Source organism: Pseudomonas sp. 2848 (assembly GCF_003253945.1).
In the GTDB taxonomy this organism is placed as follows: Bacteria; Pseudomonadota; Gammaproteobacteria; order Pseudomonadales; family Pseudomonadaceae; genus Aquipseudomonas.
Genome location: NZ_QKZD01000001.1, coordinates 298,535 through 315,526, shown reverse-complemented (window position 1 = coordinate 315,526; position 16,992 = coordinate 298,535). Strand labels below are relative to the sequence as shown.

Here is a 16,992-nt window from a genome sequence, read left to right as displayed (position 1 = left end):
GACGTGCCTCCTGGGCGGCCCGGGTTCAGATGCCGCCAGCGGTAAGTTTTTCCGGGTCCAGCAGCGCTTCGAGCTGGTCACGCGACAGGTCGGTGTGCTCCAGCGCCACATCGATGATGGGACGCCCTTGCTTGTAGGCGGTCTTGGCAATCTCGGCAGCCTTCAGGTAGCCGATGATCGGATTCAGCGCGGTGACCAGGATCGGGTTGCGCGACAGCGCCTCCTTGAGCTTGGCCTCATTGACCTTGAAGCTGGCGATGGCCTTGTCGGCCAGCAAACGGCTGACATTGGCCATCAGCTCGATGCTTTCCAGCAGGTTGCGGGCAATCACCGGCAGCATCACGTTGAGCTCGAAGTTGCCCGACTGGCCGGCCACGGCGATGGTCGTGTCGTTACCGATTACCTGAGCGGCGACCATGGCGGTGGCCTCCGGGATCACCGGGTTGACCTTGCCCGGCATGATCGAAGAGCCTGGTTGCAGACCCTGCAGCTCGATTTCACCAAGGCCGGCGAGCGGGCCGGAGTTCATCCAGCGCAGGTCGTTGGCGATCTTCATCAGCGCCACGGCAGCCGTCTTGAGCTGGCCCGACAGCGCCACGGCGGTGTCCTGGGAGCCGATCAGGGCAAACAGGTTCTCGCCAGGGGTGAACTCGACCTGGGTCAGGCCGCTCAACTGGCGGGCAAAGCCTGCGGCGAACTGCGGGTGGGCATTGATCCCGGTGCCCACGGCCGTGCCGCCCTGGGCCAGTGCCTGCAGGCTCGGCAGCGTGGCTTCGATATGCGCCTGGGCCCCCTTGATCTGGGCGGCCCAACCACCGAGCACCTGGCTCATGCGTACCGGCATCGCGTCCATCAAATGGGTGCGGCCGGTCTTCACGTGCTTGTGCACCTCGACTGCCTTGGCCTCGATTACCTGGGTGAGGTGGCGCAAGGCCGGCAGCAACTGTTCGTGCAGGGCCAGGGCGGCGCTTACGTGAATGGTGGTGGGGATGATGTCGTTGCTGCTCTGGCCACAGTTGACGTGGTCGTTGGCATTGACCGGCTCGCCCAGCACATGGCTGGCCAGGGTCGCGATGACCTCGTTGGCGTTCATGTTCGAGCTGGTGCCGGAGCCGGTCTGGAACACGTCCACCGGGAAGTGCCGGATGAAATCCTCGGCCAGCAACTGTTCCACCGCCTTGACGATGGCCGCGCCCTGCCCTGCGCTCAGCTGTTCCAGCTCGACGTTGGCCTTGGCCGCAGCGGCCTTGGCCAGCAGCAAGGCGCGGATGAACTGGGCCGGCATCGGCTTGCCGCTGACCGGGAAGTTGTCGACCGCGCGCTGGGTCTGGGCACCATACAGGGCCTGGGCCGGCACCTGCAGCTCACCCATGCTGTCGCGCTCGATACGGGTATCACTCATCTTCAAGTCCTTGCATCAGTTCTTCGGGAGAAATCGACGGCAACAGCACGCAATTGGCGAGCTGTATCGCGTATGGCTGCCAACGCTGGTTCTGTTCGAGGCGGTCGAGATTGCGCAGGTCGAGCAGCGGGCGCCAGGCCTGGTCCAGGCACAGGCAGCGCCAGTGCCAGGGCAACATGCGATCGTTGGCGGTATCGAGCAGCAGACGCAAGGCGGTCAAGGCCACGGTCCACGGCGAGGTCTCGGTGCAGCACACCAGATAGCGGCCTTCGGCGAGGTAGTGCTCGATCAGGCGTGGCTCATCGGGTTCCAGCGCGCAGCGGATGCGCCGGCTGAGCCAGCGCCAGTTTTCCAGGTAGGGCAGTTCGTGGAGGACGGTTTTCATGAACATCATCGCCGGGTTACTGGATAATGATATTCATTATTAAGTGATAAATAGAATCAGTTCAAGTCGACTGGCAGACAAAAAGAAACCCGGCACGATGGCCGGGTCCTTTGCAAGACAGGAACGAAAGCGGCAATCAGCTGCCCGCCACCGTCATCCGCTCGATAAGCACCGAGCCACTATGGATATTGCTGCGGGTCTCGATGTCACTGCCAATCGCCACGATCTGCTGGAACATATCCTTCATATTGCCGGCGATCGTCACCTCCTGGACCGGGAACTGGATCTCGCCGTTCTCTACCCAGAAGCCCGCCGCACCCCGCGAATAGTCGCCGGTCACCATGTTCAGCCCATGGCCCATCAGCTCGGTTACCAGCAGGCCACGGCCCATGCGCCGGATCAGTGCGGCCTGGTCCTCGACGCCGTGGGTGACGAACAGATTGTGCACGCCACCTGAGTTGGCGGTGCTTGGCAAACCCAGCTTGCGCCCCGAATAGGTGCCCAGGATGTACGACACCAGCTCGCCTTTGTCGACGAACGGCTTGGCGTAGGTGGCCAGGCCATCGCCATCGAACGCCGCGCTGCCCAACGCACGCGGAATGTGTGGGCGCTCGTCGAGGGTCAGCCAGGTGGGGAACAGGCGCTGGCCCAGGGTCCCCTCGAGGAACGACGACTTGCGGTACAGGTTGCCGCCGGAAATGGCCGACAGGAAGCTGCCGAACAGGCCGCCGGCGAGCTCTGCCGAGAACAGCACCGGCACCTCGCAGGTGGGTACCGGGCGGGCACCCAGGCGGCTTGCCGCGCGCTGTGCGGCACGCAGACCAATGCTACGCGGGTCGGCTAGCAGTTGGCCCTGGCGATTGACGTCGTACCAGTAGTCACGCTGCATCTGCCCATCGGCTTCGGCGATCATCACGCAGCTCAGGCTGTGACGGGTTGAGGCGTAGCCACCGATAAAACCATGGCTGTTACCGTACACCCGCACACCCTGATGGGTATTGAGCGTGGTGCCGTCGGCGTTGCTGATGCGCTTGTCGGCATCGAACGCCGCTGCCTCGCAGGCCAGCGCCATCTCGATGGCTTTCTCCGGCTCGATGTCCCAGTCATGGTAGAGGTCCAGGTCGGGGATCTCACGGGCCATCAACGCGGCATCGGCCAGCCCCGAGCAGGCGTCCTCGGAGGTATGTTTCGCGATTGCCAGCGCGGCGGCGACCGTCTCGCGGATCGCCTCAAGGCCGCTGGCCGAAGTGCTGGCCGACCCCTTGCGCTGGCCCACGTAAAGGGTGATGCCGAACCCCTGGTCGCGATTGAACTCGACCGTCTCGACTTCGCGCTGGCGCACCGTGGTGGACAGGCCTTGCTCCAGCGACACCGCCACTTCGCAGGCGCTGGCGCCCTGGCGGCGCGCCTCGGCGACGATCGCCTCGACCTGCTCCTGCAACGCCGGCAGGTCCTTGGGGCCTACGCTCTGGACTGCACTCATGGTTTTCTCCACTGAAAATTCTGCGTACGGCTTGGGTCATTCTACGACCGGGCCGGACAAGCGGCCCCCGACTGGTTATCATGGCGGCGATTTCCTGCGGACGGCCCCCATGGTTGATTCTTACGACGACGCCTTCGATGGCGAAAAAAGCAAAACCCAGATCAAGCGCGAACTGCATGCGCTGGTCGAACTCGGCGAACGCCTCACCACCCTCAAGGCCGACACCCTGGCCCGCCTGCCGCTGACCGACGAGCTGCGCAAGGCCCTGGACGAAGCCAGCAAGCACACCGCCCACGGCGCCCGCAAACGCCACATGTCGTTCGTCGGCAAGCTGATGCGCGTGCAGGACCTGGACGCCATCCATGCCGTGCTCGAGCAGATCGACAGCTCCAGCCGCCAGTACAACGAGCGCTTCCACGGCCTCGAGCGTTGGCGCGATCGCCTGATCGACGGTAACGACGAAGACCTCGAGCGCTTCGTCAACGAGTTCCCCGACACCGATCGCCAGCACTTGCGCTCGCTGATCCGTCATGCCCAGCATGAAAAGGCGCGGAACAAGCCGCCTGCCGCTGCGCGTAAAGTGTTCAAGTACATCCGCGACCTCGACGAGACCCAACGCGGGTTGCGCTGAGGCCATCGCGGGCAAGTCGCATCGGCGCACCGATGCGACTTGCCCGCGATTGAACATCACCCGCCGGTACCACCGACGGTGATCGCATCCAGCTTCAGGGTCGGCTGGCCAACGCCCACCGGCACCGATTGACCATCCTTGCCGCACGTGCCCACGCCGCTGTCCAGCGCCAGGTCGTTGCCAACCATCGACACACCGCGCATCGCTTCCGGACCATTGCCGATCAAGGTCGCGCCTTTTACTGGCGCGGTGATCTTGCCGTCCTCGATCAGGTAGGCCTCGCTGGTGGAGAACACGAACTTGCCGCTGGTGATGTCCACCTGGCCACCGCCAAGGTTGGCGCAGTAGATGCCCTTCTTCACCGACCGGATGATTTCCTCGGGATCGCTGTCGCCGGCACGCATGTAGGTGTTGGTCATGCGCGGCATCGGCAGGTGAGCGTAGGATTCGCGCCGGCCGTTGCCAGTCACCGCCATGCCCATCAGGCGCGCATTGAGCTTGTCCTGCATGTAGCCCTTGAGGATGCCGTTCTCGATCAGCGTGGTGCACTCGGTCGGCGTGCCTTCGTCATCGACGCTGAGCGAGCCGCGACGGCCTTCGAGGGTGCCGTCGTCGACGATGGTGCACAGGCTCGAAGCCACCTTTTCACCGATGCGCCCGCTGAACGCCGAGCTGCCCTTGCGGTTGAAGTCGCCTTCCAGGCCGTGGCCGACTGCCTCGTGCAGCAGCACCCCGGACCAGCCTGGGCCGAGCACCACTGGCAGCGTGCCGGCCGGAGCGGGAATCGCCTCGAGGTTGACCAGCGCCTGGCGCAGTGCCTCACGGGCGTAACCCATCACCCGCTCTTCACTGAAATAGCGATAGTCGGTGCGCCCGCCGCCGCCCTGCCCACCACGCTCGCGACGTCCGTTGTGCTCGACGATCACACTGACGTTGAAGCGCACCAGCGGACGCACGTCGGCGGCCAGGCTGCCATCGGCAGCGGCCACCAGAATGCGTTCCCACACCCCTGCCATGCTCACGCTGACCTGCTGGATACGCGGGTCGAGTGCACGGGTAGCGGCATCCACGCGCTTGAGCAGCTCGACCTTCTCGGCGCGGGTGAGTACATCCAGGGGATTGTCAGGCGCGTACAAAGCAGTCACGTCCTGACTGCGGAAGGCTTGCACAGTGCCGTTCTGCCCGGCGCGGGAGATCGAACGGGCGGCACGCGCCGCCGAAGTCAGGGCTTCGAGGTTGATCGCATTACTGTAGGCAAAGCCGGTCTTCTCGCCGGATTGGGCACGCACGCCCACGCCCTGGTCGAGGTTGAAGCTGCCCTCTTTGACGATGCCGTCCTCCAGTGCCCAGGTTTCCGAGATCTGGCCCTGGAAATACAGGTCGGCGGCATCGATGCCGGGACCGGCCAACTCGCCCAGCACCGTCTGCAAGCTGTCGAGGGTCAACCCGCCCGGGGCCAGGAGCTGCTCACTGACGGTGGATAACATCTGGCTCATAGTCACTCCGAGGTATGCGCAGGCCGCAAGGCGTCCTGCGAGAAAAAGCGCCGGTGCGTAGTTACCGGCATGCGCGCCCGGATGGACGCCTGTTCTTCGATATCGCGTGTGGCGAGCAACACCGCCTCGCCCCGCGCCTGTTGCGCGACGATCCGCCCCCAGGGGTCGACGATCGCCGCCTGGCCGTGGGTTTCCCGCGGCCCCGGATGCAGGCCGCCCTGGGCGGCCGCCAGTACGTAGCACTGGGTCTCGATGGCCCGTGCGCGAATCAGCACTTCCCAGTGCGCCGCCCCGGTCACCGCGGTGAACGCCGCCGGTGCGCTTATCAGTTCGGCCCCAGCGGCGCGCAACGCGCTGTACAGCTCGGGGAAGCGCAGGTCATAGCACACCGACAGGCCCAGGCGGCCCACCGGTGTGTCGGCCACCACCACCCGGCTGCCGTGGGCATAATCGTCCGACTCGCGGTAGCGGCCACGGTTGTCGGCCACGTCCACATCGAACAGGTGCAGCTTGTCGTAGCGAGCGGCGATCTCGCCGTGCTCGTCGACCAGTAACGAGCAGGCATGGGCCTTGGCCTCCGGCTGGCCGACCGGCGGCAGCGGCAGGGTACCTGCGACGATCCATAACCTGAGGTCGCGAGCGGTGCGTTTCAACCATGGCAGGATCGGCCCCTCGCCCAGCGCCTCGGCCCTGCCGATGGCGGCGGCGTCGCGCCGGCCCATGGCCGCGAAGTTTTCCGGCAACACCGCCAGGCGCGCGCCTCCGGCTGCGGCCTGCTCGAGCAGCGCCGTGGCACGTTGCAGGTTGGCCAGCACATCGTCCTGGCTGACCATCTGGATCACTGCTGACGTCATGACCACCCCTGGGGTTACTTGTCGAAAGGTTTCACAAAGGTGATTTTAGGCTCTTTGACCGGACCCTCGACGCGATAATGCACGCTGGCGAAGCGCGCCACCCGGTCACCGATCAGGCGATCGACGAGGAACAGCGCGCCACCGACCGCCGGCGCGCCAACAATCAAGGCGGCCAATGGCAGGTTGTTGGTGACCGGCAACGTCACCAGCAGCTTGGCGTCGACCCGGTCACGGACGAAGTCCATGGTGCCGTCGAGTTCGAAATTGCTCGACGGGCCGGTGACGGTGATCGGCTCCCGCGTCACGTAGACCCCTTCGCTGGCCACCAGCAGGCCTTTGACCCGATCGTAGGCCAGGCCCTTGCTGAACAGATCGGAGAAGTCCAGGCGCAGGCGTCGGCCAATGGAGTTGAAGTTCAGCAGCCCGAATACCCGCAACGCCTGGGCGCTGCCCTCGACCTCGACGAACTGACCGCTGCGCAGCGCCGCGTCGAGGCTGCCGGAGTACCGGTTGAGGCTGACCCAAGCCGGCGAGCCCGGCCAGCGGCCATCCACGTCCATGCGGAAGTCGCGGCTGGTGACGGTGGGGGCAAAACCCCAGGCCTTGAGCACATTCCCCAGGTCCTTGCCGTCCACGCGGCCTTTGTACCAGCTGGACGTGCTGCCGGGCTCGCCTTCCCAGCCACCGCTGCCGTCGATGTGCAGCCCCTTGAGGTCCAGGTCGATGTCGCTCATGGCCATGCCCCGGGGGGTCTGGCGCAGCTTCAGGGTGGCGCTGCCAAACAGGTCGTCACCGCGGTACAGCTTGTCGATGGTCAGGTCCAGCGGCGGCGCCTTGCGCGGGTCGAACCCGGCCAATGGGTCGGGCGCATTCTCGGCCTGGGCCTCGTTCGGGTCGGCGGGTGGCAGGCGCAGGCTCTGCAGGCGGACAGTCATGGGCGCGGCCTTGGCATCGGGAATGCGCGCATTGCCGATGACTTCCTGGCTGTCCAGGCGCAGGTCCCAGGCCGGGCCACCACGCATCAGGCGGATCACCGCCTGGTTGAGGTCCATGCCGAACGCCTTGAGCTGGCCGATGCTGAGGTCAACGCTCTGCAGGTTCTGCCGGGCACTGCCGCCCGGATCCTTGCCGGCAAAGCGCTCCATCTGTTGCTGCCAAGGGGCCAGGTCCAGCGTCTCCAGCCGGCCACGCACCCGCAGGCCCTGGCCAGACGGCAAGCTGGCCTCGCCCGTGCCCAGCAACAGCTCGCCACGCCCTTGGGCCAGCTTGTCGGCAGGTGCGGCATAAGCGAAGCGGGCCAGGTCCGCGTAGCTGCCATCGATGCGCCGTTCCGGGCCCTGCAGGGTCAGGCTGAAACGGCTGTCGCGGGTTTCTGCGGCGGCCTTGCCAAAAGGCGCCGGCAGATCGATGGCCAGGCCCTTGAGCGACGAATTGACGGTCAAGCGGTTGTCACGACTGCCCAGTGTTACTTGCACCTGATAGGGCAGCTCACCCGACGCTGGCAGCGGCTGCGCGAACTGCAACCAGTCGGTCAGGGCCTTGAGGCCCACCTGGCCATTGGCATTGATCCGGGTCTGGAGCTGCCCACCCTGTCCTTCTGCGGTGATTTGCGCGCTGACCGCCTTGCCAAAGGCGTGCAGGCTGATGTCCTTGCCGCTCAGGCCCTTGTCGAGGTCAAAGGTGAAGTCGCCCTTCAGCTGGCTCAATTCCAGGGCCGGGGGCGCCACTTTCAAAGTAGCGTCGGCTGTCGCGAAGTTCACCAGCACCTTGGGCCGCTGCCCATGGGCCAGGGGTACGTCGAGCTTGATCTTGCCATTGAGCGGCCCCTCGCCTTCCCAACCGGCGAACATCTCCCCAGTGCCGATTGGCGCTTCCTTGAGGATCTTCAAGCCATCGCCGAGGCTGCCGTCGAAATTACCGTCGAGGATCAGGTGGCTGTGCTGGTCGCCTTCGGCATGGGGAATATCGACGCTGACATCACTGACCTTGGTGTCCAGCAGCAGCCCATGATGGGCCTGGATGCGCACACCGGTGTCTTCGATATACACATTGCCGTCGACCTGCTGCACCTGTGGCCAGCCTGGCTGGAAGTCCAGCGCGGCGTCATGCACCTTGAAGAACAGGCTGATATCGCGGGCATGGGGCGGCGCATTGTGATGCAGCGACCCCTGGTACTGGAAATAGCCCTCGTCGACATTGCCCTTGACGATGGCGCTGCGCAGCCATTCGTCCAGGGCGGGGCTGAGCACCTCGGGCAGGTACTTGGCAGTGTAGCGCCCGTCGCCTTCGGTAAGACCGACGCGCAGGTCCATGTAGTCTTCGTGGCCCGGCTGCAGGTGGATGCGAATAAGGAAGTCCGCCGCGATCTTGCCCTCGTCGCCCACTACCTTGATGTAGGGGGCAACCAGGGTGAAAGCCTCCTTGTCCAGGGTCCAGGTCAAGCGCGCATTGGCTTTCGGGTAATGCCAGGGTTTGCCGAAGATTGGGTACAGGTGCAGCATGAACGCCTGGGTATCCAGGCGCAGCTCGCCATGCCCAAGGTCACCGCTGATCGCCCCGGAGACATTGCCCGCCGCCGGCGCGCCGTGATAGGCATCGAAACCGACCTTCTCCAGATTGGCGGCAAACTGCAGCCGTTGGTCGCCCTCGGCCTTGGGTCGGATGTCCAGGCGCACGTTGCGCAGGGCGCCGCTGACCTTGAGCGCATCGACCACGGTCATCAGCTTGTCCGGCAATGGCGCCAGGGCGTCGATCAAGGGCGTCAGCGGGGTCAGGTCGAGGCGGTCCGCCTGCACCTGCCAGCTTTCCTCGGCCGGGTTCTGGCCCGGACGCTGTGCCAGTTGCAGGTGCGACTCCCAACGGTTCTTGCCAAGGCTCATGGCCAGCGAGTCGACGACGACGTCGAAGCCCTGGTCCCGACGCTGGAACCAGGCCGACAGGGCCAGATTGTCCACGGTGATGGCCTTGCGCCCGGTGTAGGCGCCCTTGAGCTGCGGGGCATTGAGGCGAACCATCGCCTGCTGCAACTGCCCTTGCCGCCAGTCGATCCACAGCTCACCACCGGCGCGCAGCGCGCCGGCCTGCCATTGGCCCAGCAACTGCGGCGGCAGCCAGCGTGCCCAGTCGCTTTGCGGCAGGCTCAGGTAAGCCTGCACGCGCCCGTCGCGCCAGGCCTTGGCCGTGGCGCGGCTGTTCAGGCTCAAGGCCAGCGGCTGGCCGTCGGGCAGCGTGGCGCGCAGGTCGACGCTCTGGCGCGAAGCGCCTGCCTGCACGCCGAGGCTGACGTAGGTGAGGGTCAGGGGGTCTCGTTGCCAGGGCTGCAAGGTGACCTGGCTGTCGAAGACATCGATTCGGCCAAGCTGGCGTAGACGCTTGAGCGCATCGGCCGGATCGAGCGGCGCATCATCCTTGTGCGGCAGACCTTCCAGGGTCCAGTCGCCCTGCTCGTTCTCGCGCAGGATCAGTTGCAGCCCACTGAGCTGGATACGCGCCAGGCGCACTTCACGCGCCTTGAGACTGGCCCACAGGTCAGGCACCAGCTTGACGTCGTCCAGGCGCAGCGCCGCAGCGCCTTCGCCCAGTTGCAGGTCACGTACACGCAGTACAGGCGCCAAGCCACTCCAGCGCCCTTCGAGCGCACCGACGTGCACGGGCATGCCCAAGGCCTGTTCGGCCTTGAGTTCGGCGTCTGCACGGTATTCGGCGACCAGGGGAACCAGTTGCCGACCGAGGCTGACATACAGCGCCACCAGCACCGCCAGCAGGGCGCAGATAACCAGCCCCCAGCGGGTCAAGGCGCTCAGAACGCGGGTCAGACGTTCCATGGCCGAGGCCCTCCAAGTCGTCCCTTAACTATGGCCGGTGTAAAGCGCTTTGCCAGCCCGTCCATGGGGCAACCGCTGTTAGAAGGGGTCAGAGCAGCACCACATCGTATTGTTCCTGGGAATACATGGACTCCACCTGGAAACGGATGGTTCGCCCGATGAACGCTTCAAGTTCGGCAACGTTACCCGATTCTTCATCGAGCAACCGATCCACCACCTTCTGGTTGGCCAGCACACGATAGCCCTCGGCCTGGTAGGCACGGGCTTCACGAAGGATCTCGCGGAAAATTTCGTAACAGATCGTCTCCGGGGTCTTCAGCTTGCCACGCCCCTGGCACGCCGCACAGGGCTCGCACAACACCTGCTCGAGGCTTTCGCGGGTGCGCTTGCGGGTCATCTGCACCAGGCCCAGCTCGGTGATGCCGATGATGTTGGTCTTGGCGTGATCACGCTCGAGCTGCTTCTCCAGGGTACGCAGGACCTGGCGCTGGTGCTCCTCGTCCTCCATGTCGATGAAGTCGATGATGATGATCCCGCCGATGTTGCGCAGGCGCAGTTGCCGGGCAATCGCGGTGGCCGCCTCGAGGTTGGTCTTGAAGATGGTCTCTTCAAGGTTGCGATGGCCGACGAACGCACCGGTGTTGACGTCGATGGTGGTCATCGCCTCGGCCGGGTCGACCACCAGGTAGCCGCCGGACTTGAGCGGCACCTTGCGTTCCAGGGCCCGCTGGATTTCGTCCTCCACCCCATACAGGTCGAAGATCGGCCGCTCGCCGGGATAGTGCTCCAGGCGATCGGCGATCTCCGGCATCAATTCGGCCACGAACTGGGTGGTCTTCTGGAAGGTCTCCCGCGAGTCGATGCGGATCTTTTCGATCTTGGGGTTGACCAGATCGCGCAGGGTCCGCAGCGCCAGGCCAAGGTCTTCGTAGATGACCACGGGCGCTCCGCAGGTCTTGATCTGCGAGCCGATCTGCTCCCACAGGCGGCGCAGGTAGCGGATGTCCTGGAGGATATCTTCCGCGCGGGCACCCTCTGCGGCGGTGCGCAGGATGAAGCCCCCGGCATCCTTCATGTCTTCCTGGGCCATGCAGTCGGTGACCACCTGTTTGAGGCGATCGCGCTCGGCTTCTTCCTCGATCTTGAGCGAGATGCCGACATGACTGCTGCGCGGCATGTACACCAGGTAGCGCGACGGAATCGACAGCTGGGTGGTCAAGCGTGCGCCTTTGCTACCGATGGGATCCTTGGTGACTTGCACCACCAGCGCCTGGCCTTCGTGGACCAGTGCGGTGATGGTCTCCACGGCCGAGCCTTCGCGCTGGGAAATTTCCGAGGCATGGATGAACGCCGCCCGCTCCAGGCCGATATCGACGAAAGCCGCCTGCATGCCCGGCAATACCCGCACTACCTTGCCTTTGTAGATGTTGCCGACGATGCCACGGCGCTGGGTGCGCTCTACATGCACCTCCTGCAGGACTCCGTTCTCCACCACCGCCACGCGTGATTCCATCGGGGTGATGTTGATCAGGATCTCTTCACTCATGGCGCGCTCTCGTCAGTGGTCTGGGGTAATGATGGATTGCTGCGGCGTGGCTGGCTAGCGCTGTGCGGAATCCTCTTGCAGTTGCCAACATGGCACGCCGAATTGCTCGAGCAGTTCGGCGGTTTCGCTCAGGGGCAGCCCGACCACGGCCGAGTAGCTGCCCTCGATGCCGCTGACAAACACAGCGCCCAGGCCCTGGATGGCATAGCCGCCGGCCTTGTCGACAGGTTCACCGCTGTCCCAGTAGCGCAGCGCCTCCTCGAAGGAGATGGTACGAAAACGCACGGTGGTGCTGACGCAGCGGCTGATACTGCGCTGGCCATCGGTCAGCGCCACGGCGGTGAGCACCTGGTGTTCGCGCTTGGACAGGTCGCCGAGCATGGCCAAGGCCTGCTCGCGATTCTCCGGCTTGCCAAGGATCTGGCCATCGAGCACCACGGTGGTGTCGGCGCCCAGCACCACCCCTACCCCATCCGTGTAGGCGAAGCCCGCAACGGCCTTGGCCTGGGCCAGGCGCTCGACGTAGGCCGTCGGTGCTTCGCCCGGCAACGGGGTTTCATCGATGGGTGCGCTGACGACTGTGAACGGCACACCTATCTGGTTCAGCAGTTCACGGCGGCGTGGCGAGCCGGAGGCCAAGTACAGCTGGGTCATGTGGACATCTCCCTGTCAGTGGCGGCGCGTCAGTGAATATGCAAGCGACGGCGCAGGCCGCGCAGGGCAAAGCTGACCCACGGCCAGAGCAAGGCGCTGATCACCGCGGACCAGACCAGGGCCAGGGTTGGCAGGCGATTGCCGGTCAACGCGCTGAGCCACAGCTGGATCAGTTGGGCGATACCGAAGATCACCAGGATCACCAGGCTCTGCTGCCACATGGGGAACATGCGCAGGCGCTGTTGCAACGAAAGCACCAGGAAAGTGATCAGGGTAAGGATCAGGGCGTTCTGGCCGAGCAGGGTGCCGTACAGCACGTCCTCGGCCAAACCAAGCAGGAACGCGGTGGTCATGCCGACCTTGCCCGGCACCGCAAGGGTCCAGAAGGCCAGCAGCAGGGCCAGCCACATGGGCCGGAACACTTCCATGAACTGCGGCATGGGCGAGACGCTGAGCAACAGGCCGATGGCGAAGCTCAGCCAGATGGCCCAGCCGTTTCTGCTACGGGTGCTGGCCATTATTGTCTCCGGGGTTGGGTGTTCGCAGGCGCCGGGGGCACCGCTGCCGGGCTTGCCGCAGGCGTCGCAGTCGCTGGGGCTGCGCCGGGCACAGGCTGAACCGCGCTACCCGCCGCAGATGCAGCCGGCGTGGCCGGTGCCTGGCCGTGGCCAGCGCCTTGACGGTCGGCCTCTTCCTGGGCGATCGCCGCCTCGGTGGCGCGTTCCTCGGGCGTGCGCCGGTCACTGAACACCAGCAGCATGTAGCGGCTGCGGTTGAGCGCGGCAGTTGGGATGGCACGGACGATGGCGAACGGCTGGCCGGAGTCATGGATCACTTCGTTGACCGTGGCTACCGGGTAGCCCGCCGGGAAACGCTGGCCCATGCCCGAACTGACCAGCAGGTCGCCTTCCTTGATGTCGGCGGTGTCGGCCACGTGGCGCAGCTCCAGGCGCTCCGGGTTGCCCGTGCCGCTGGCAATGGCGCGCAGACCGTTGCGGTTGACCTGCACCGGAATGCTGTGGGTGGTGTCGGTGAGCAGCAGTACCCGCGCGGTGTAAGGCATCAGCTCGACCACCTGGCCCATCAGGCCGCGGGCATCGAGCACGGGCTGGCCGAGAAACACGCCATCGCGCTCGCCCTTGTTGATCAGGATACGGTGCGTGAACGGATTGGGGTCGACCCCGATCAGCTCGGCGACCTCGACCTTCTCATTGACCAGCGCCGAGGAATTTAGCAACTCGCGCAGGCGCACGTTCTGCTCGGTCAGGGCGGCCAGCTTCTGCAGGCGCCCCTGCAGCAGCAGGGCCTCGGTCTTGAGTTTCTCGTTCTCGGCGATCAGCTCGGTGCGGCTGCCGAACTGGCCTGCCACGCCCTGCCACGTGCGCTGCGGCAGGTCGGTGATCCAGTAGGATTCCATCAGCACCAAGCCCATCTGGCTGCGCACCGGCTTGAGCAGGTCGAAACGCGAGTCGACCACCATCAGCGCGACCGACAGCACGACCAGCACGAGCAGGCGAACGCCCAGCGAGGGGCCCTTGGAGAAAAGCGGTTTAATGGGCCGTTCCTCGTGGACGACTCAGGAGGTCATTGGACATGGGGCAATGCACCGGCCTGCTTGCGGGTTGACGGAAAAGGCGCCCGGGCGGGCGCCAGCACAGCGCTTACAGGTAGCACTGTGCGTGTCACCTGTAAACCTGGGCATACACTACTGCACCAGCGATCACTCGCTGGAGAGCAGGTCCATGGCGTGCTTGTCCATCATCTCCAGGGCACGGCCACCGCCGCGGGCGACGCAGGTCAGCGGGTCTTCGGCGACGATCACCGGCAGGCCGGTTTCCTGGGCCAGCAGCTTGTCCAGGTCGCGCAGCAGCGCGCCACCACCGGTCAGCACCAGGCCGCGCTCGGCGATGTCCGAGGCCAGCTCCGGCGGCGACTGCTCCAGGGCGCTCTTGACCGCCTGGACGATGGTTGCCAGCGATTCCTGCAGCGCCTCGAGCACTTCGTTGGAATTCAGGGTGAAGGCACGCGGCACGCCCTCGGCCAGGTTGCGGCCACGGACGTCGACTTCGCGTACTTCGCCGCCCGGGTAGGCGGTACCGATTTCCTGCTTGATGCGCTCGGCGGTGGATTCGCCGATCAGGCTGCCGTAGTTGCGGCGCACGTAGGTGACGATGGCTTCGTCGAAGCGGTCGCCGCCGACGCGCACGGATTCGGCGTAGACCACGCCGTTGAGCGAGATCAGGGCGATCTCGGTGGTACCGCCACCGATATCGACGACCATCGAGCCGCGGGCCTCTTCGACCGGCAGGCCGGCACCGATGGCGGCGGCCATGGGCTCTTCGATCAGGAATACTTCACGGGCACCGGCACCGAGGGCCGATTCACGGATGGCGCGGCGCTCGACCTGGGTCGACTTGCACGGCACGCAGATCAGCACGCGTGGGCTGGGCTGCAGGAAGCTGTTCTCATGCACCTTGTTGATGAAGTACTGCAGCATTTTTTCGCAAACGCTGAAGTCGGCGATCACGCCGTCCTTCATCGGACGAATGGCAGCAATGTTGCCGGGGGTGCGGCCCAGCATGCGCTTGGCTTCGGTACCGACTGCGACGACGCTTTTCTGGTTGCCGTGGGTACGGATGGCAACAACCGAGGGCTCATTCAGGACGATACCGCGCTCACGCACGTAGATAAGGGTGTTGGCAGTACCCAGGTCGATGGACAGATCGCTGGAAAACATGCCACGCAGTTTCTTGAACATGGGAAAGTGACCCTGGGGAAAGCGTGGGTAAAAAAGTGCGGCAAACTCTAACAATGGCAGGGATTTTGGGCAAGGAGCCAATATGTTAAATTGGTTGTTTTTCCGAGCATGCCTGCCGATGTTCGCGGCCCTTTGACCGCCAGAATGCCGGCATGTTCCTCATCTGCGGACCCATTCCGTTTTTCGTTTCCCTGGAGATCCCCATGGCGCTTCAACGCTCCGACGTGGAAAAGATCGCCCATCTGGCCCGCCTGGGCCTGAATGAAGGCGAATTGCCACGCTTCACCGATGCCTTGAACAGTATTCTCGGGCTGGTCGACCAGATGCAAGCCGTCGACACCTCTGGCATCGAGCCCCTCGCCCACCCGCTGGAAGCCACCCAGCGCCTGCGCCCCGACCAGGTCACCGAAAGCAACCAGCGCGACCGCTACCAGGCCGTCGCCCCGTCGACCGAGAACGGTCTGTACCTGGTTCCGAAAGTCATCGATTAAGGGATAGCGCCTGCCATGCATCAACTCACTCTGGCCGAAATCGCCCGCGGCCTCGCCGACAAGTCGTTCTCCTCGGAAGAACTGACCGGCGCCCTGCTGTCGCGCATCAAGCAGCTCGACCCGCAGCTCAACAGCTTCATCACCGTCACCGAAGCACAGGCCCTGGAGCAGGCGCGCGCCGCCGACGCCCGCCGTGCCTCTGGTGAGACCGGCGCGCTGCTGGGTGCGCCGATCGCCCACAAGGACCTGTTCTGCACCAACGGCGTGCGCACCAGCTGCGGCTCGAAGATGCTCGACAACTTCACCGCGCCATACGACGCCACCGTGGTCGCCAAGCTGGCCGAAGCCGGCATGGTCACCCTGGGCAAGACCAACATGGACGAATTCGCCATGGGCTCGGCAAACGAGTCCAGCCACTACGGCGCGGTGAAGAACCCATGGAACCTCGAGCACGTGCCCGGTGGTTCGTCCGGCGGCTCGGCCGCCGCCGTGGCCGCGCGCCTGCTGCCGGCCACCACCGGCACCGACACCGGCGGCTCTATCCGCCAGCCGGCCGCGCTGACCAACCTCACCGGGCTCAAGCCGACCTATGGCCGCGTATCGCGCTGGGGCATGATCGCCTACGCCTCGAGTCTCGACCAGGGCGGCCCGCTGGCCCGCACCGCCGAAGACTGCGCCCTGCTGCTGCAAGGCATGGCCGGTTTCGACGCCAAGGACTCGACCTCGGTCGACGAGCCGGTGCCGGACTTCAGCGCCAACCTGAACGCCTCGCTGCAGGGCCTGCGCATCGGCCTGCCCAAGGAATACTTCGGCGCCGGCCTCGACCCGCGCATCGCCGACCTGGTCCAGGCCAGCGTCAAGGAGCTGGAGAAGCTCGGCGCGGTGGTCAAGGAAATCAGCCTGCCGAACATGCAGCACGCCATCCCGGCGTACTACGTGATCGCCCCGGCGGAGGCCTCATCCAACCTGTCGCGCTTCGATGGCGTGCGCTTCGGTTATCGCTGTGAAGATCCGAAAGACCTGACCGACCTGTACAAGCGCTCCCGTGGCGAAGGCTTCGGCGCGGAAGTGCAGCGGCGCATCATGGTCGGCACCTACGCCCTGTCGGCAGGCTACTACGATGCCTACTACGTCAAGGCGCAGCAGATCCGCCGCCTGATCAAGAACGACTTCATGGCCGCGTTCGCCGACGTCGACGTGATTCTTGGCCCGACCACGCCGAACCCGGCCTGGAAACTTGGCGCCAAGAGCAGCGATCCGGTCGCTGCCTACCTGGAAGACGTCTACACCATCACCGCCAACCTTGCCGGCCTGCCGGGCCTGTCGATGCCGGCCGGCTTCGTCGATGGCCTGCCGGTGGGCGTGCAACTGCTGGCCCCGTATTTCCAGGAAGGCCGCCTGCTCAACATCGCGCACCGTTACCAGCAAGTCACCGACTGGCACACCCGCGCCCCCAACGGCTTCTGAG

Annotated in this window: 14 protein-coding genes; 3 read left to right on the top strand and 11 right to left on the bottom strand. The window is 65.2% G+C overall.

What is annotated here, in order from left to right; translation table 11 throughout:
• Nucleotides 1–25 precede the first annotated feature (25 nt).
• From DFS21_RS01475 to pmbA, 3 genes are all read right to left on the bottom strand, one after another.
• Nucleotides 26–1,402 (bottom strand): lyase family protein, encoded by a 1,377-nt coding sequence (locus tag DFS21_RS01475; protein WP_110700400.1) that lies wholly within the window; start codon nt 1,400–1,402, stop codon nt 26–28.
• Nucleotides 1,395–1,796, bottom strand: a complete 402-nt coding sequence (locus tag DFS21_RS01470) for a FagA protein (RefSeq protein ID WP_110700402.1) — start codon at nt 1,794–1,796, stop codon at nt 1,395–1,397. Before DFS21_RS01470 ends, DFS21_RS01475 begins: the two co-directional genes overlap by 8 nt.
• A 127-nt stretch (nt 1,797–1,923) precedes the next feature.
• The gene (gene pmbA / locus DFS21_RS01465; RefSeq protein ID WP_111531717.1) at nt 1,924–3,270 is read right to left on the bottom strand and encodes a metalloprotease PmbA; all 1,347 of its coding nucleotides are present in this window, start codon (nt 3,268–3,270) and stop codon (nt 1,924–1,926) included.
• Between the two features lie 109 nt (nt 3,271–3,379).
• On the opposite strand from pmbA, the gene yjgA reads away from it, so the two are divergent.
• Nucleotides 3,380–3,901 carry a ribosome biogenesis factor YjgA gene (yjgA, locus tag DFS21_RS01460; protein WP_023632090.1) on the top strand — a complete coding sequence of 174 codons (522 nt, stop codon included), beginning with the start codon at nt 3,380–3,382 and terminating at the stop codon, nt 3,899–3,901.
• Nucleotides 3,902–3,957: 56 nt separating this feature from the next.
• Here the strand turns inward: yjgA and tldD are convergent, their stop codons facing one another.
• The 8 genes from tldD to mreB form a co-directional block, all read right to left on the bottom strand.
• The gene (gene tldD, locus DFS21_RS01455) at nt 3,958–5,397 is read right to left on the bottom strand and encodes a metalloprotease TldD (RefSeq protein WP_102682709.1); all 1,440 of its coding nucleotides are present in this window, start codon (nt 5,395–5,397) and stop codon (nt 3,958–3,960) included.
• Nucleotides 5,398–5,399: 2 nt separating this feature from the next.
• Nucleotides 5,400–6,251: a carbon-nitrogen hydrolase family protein gene (locus DFS21_RS01450; RefSeq protein ID WP_110700406.1), complete on the bottom strand. Its 852-nt coding sequence runs from the start codon at nt 6,249–6,251 to the stop codon at nt 5,400–5,402.
• A gap of 14 nt (nt 6,252–6,265) precedes the next feature.
• Nucleotides 6,266–10,075, bottom strand: a complete 3,810-nt coding sequence (locus DFS21_RS01445) for a YhdP family protein (RefSeq protein WP_110700407.1) — start codon at nt 10,073–10,075, stop codon at nt 6,266–6,268.
• 88 nt (nt 10,076–10,163) lie between these two features.
• Entirely contained in the window at nt 10,164–11,621 is a 1,458-nt protein-coding gene (rng, locus tag DFS21_RS01440; protein WP_046856978.1) for a ribonuclease G, read from the bottom strand.
• 54 nt (nt 11,622–11,675) lie between these two features.
• Nucleotides 11,676–12,275: a nucleoside triphosphate pyrophosphatase gene (locus tag DFS21_RS01435; RefSeq protein ID WP_111531716.1), complete on the bottom strand. Its 600-nt coding sequence runs from the start codon at nt 12,273–12,275 to the stop codon at nt 11,676–11,678.
• A gap of 29 nt (nt 12,276–12,304) precedes the next feature.
• Complete coding sequence (mreD, locus tag DFS21_RS01430; protein WP_102682705.1) at nt 12,305–12,793, bottom strand: rod shape-determining protein MreD; 489 nt, start codon at nt 12,791–12,793, stop codon at nt 12,305–12,307.
• The gene (gene mreC / locus DFS21_RS01425; protein WP_371926739.1) at nt 12,793–13,782 is read right to left on the bottom strand and encodes a rod shape-determining protein MreC; all 990 of its coding nucleotides are present in this window, start codon (nt 13,780–13,782) and stop codon (nt 12,793–12,795) included. Before mreC ends, mreD begins: the two co-directional genes overlap by 1 nt.
• A 213-nt stretch (nt 13,783–13,995) precedes the next feature.
• The gene (gene mreB, locus DFS21_RS01420) at nt 13,996–15,033 is read right to left on the bottom strand and encodes a rod shape-determining protein MreB (RefSeq protein ID WP_003255163.1); all 1,038 of its coding nucleotides are present in this window, start codon (nt 15,031–15,033) and stop codon (nt 13,996–13,998) included.
• A gap of 203 nt (nt 15,034–15,236) precedes the next feature.
• Between mreB and gatC the strand changes: the two genes are divergently transcribed.
• Both gatC and gatA read left to right on the top strand, forming a co-directional pair.
• Nucleotides 15,237–15,524, top strand: coding sequence for an Asp-tRNA(Asn)/Glu-tRNA(Gln) amidotransferase subunit GatC (gene gatC / locus DFS21_RS01415; protein WP_094010209.1), 288 nt, complete (start codon nt 15,237–15,239; stop codon nt 15,522–15,524).
• 15 nt (nt 15,525–15,539) lie between these two features.
• Entirely contained in the window at nt 15,540–16,991 is a 1,452-nt protein-coding gene (gene gatA / locus DFS21_RS01410) for an Asp-tRNA(Asn)/Glu-tRNA(Gln) amidotransferase subunit GatA (RefSeq protein ID WP_110700413.1), read from the top strand.
• The last annotated feature ends 1 nt before the right edge of the window (nt 16,992 follow it).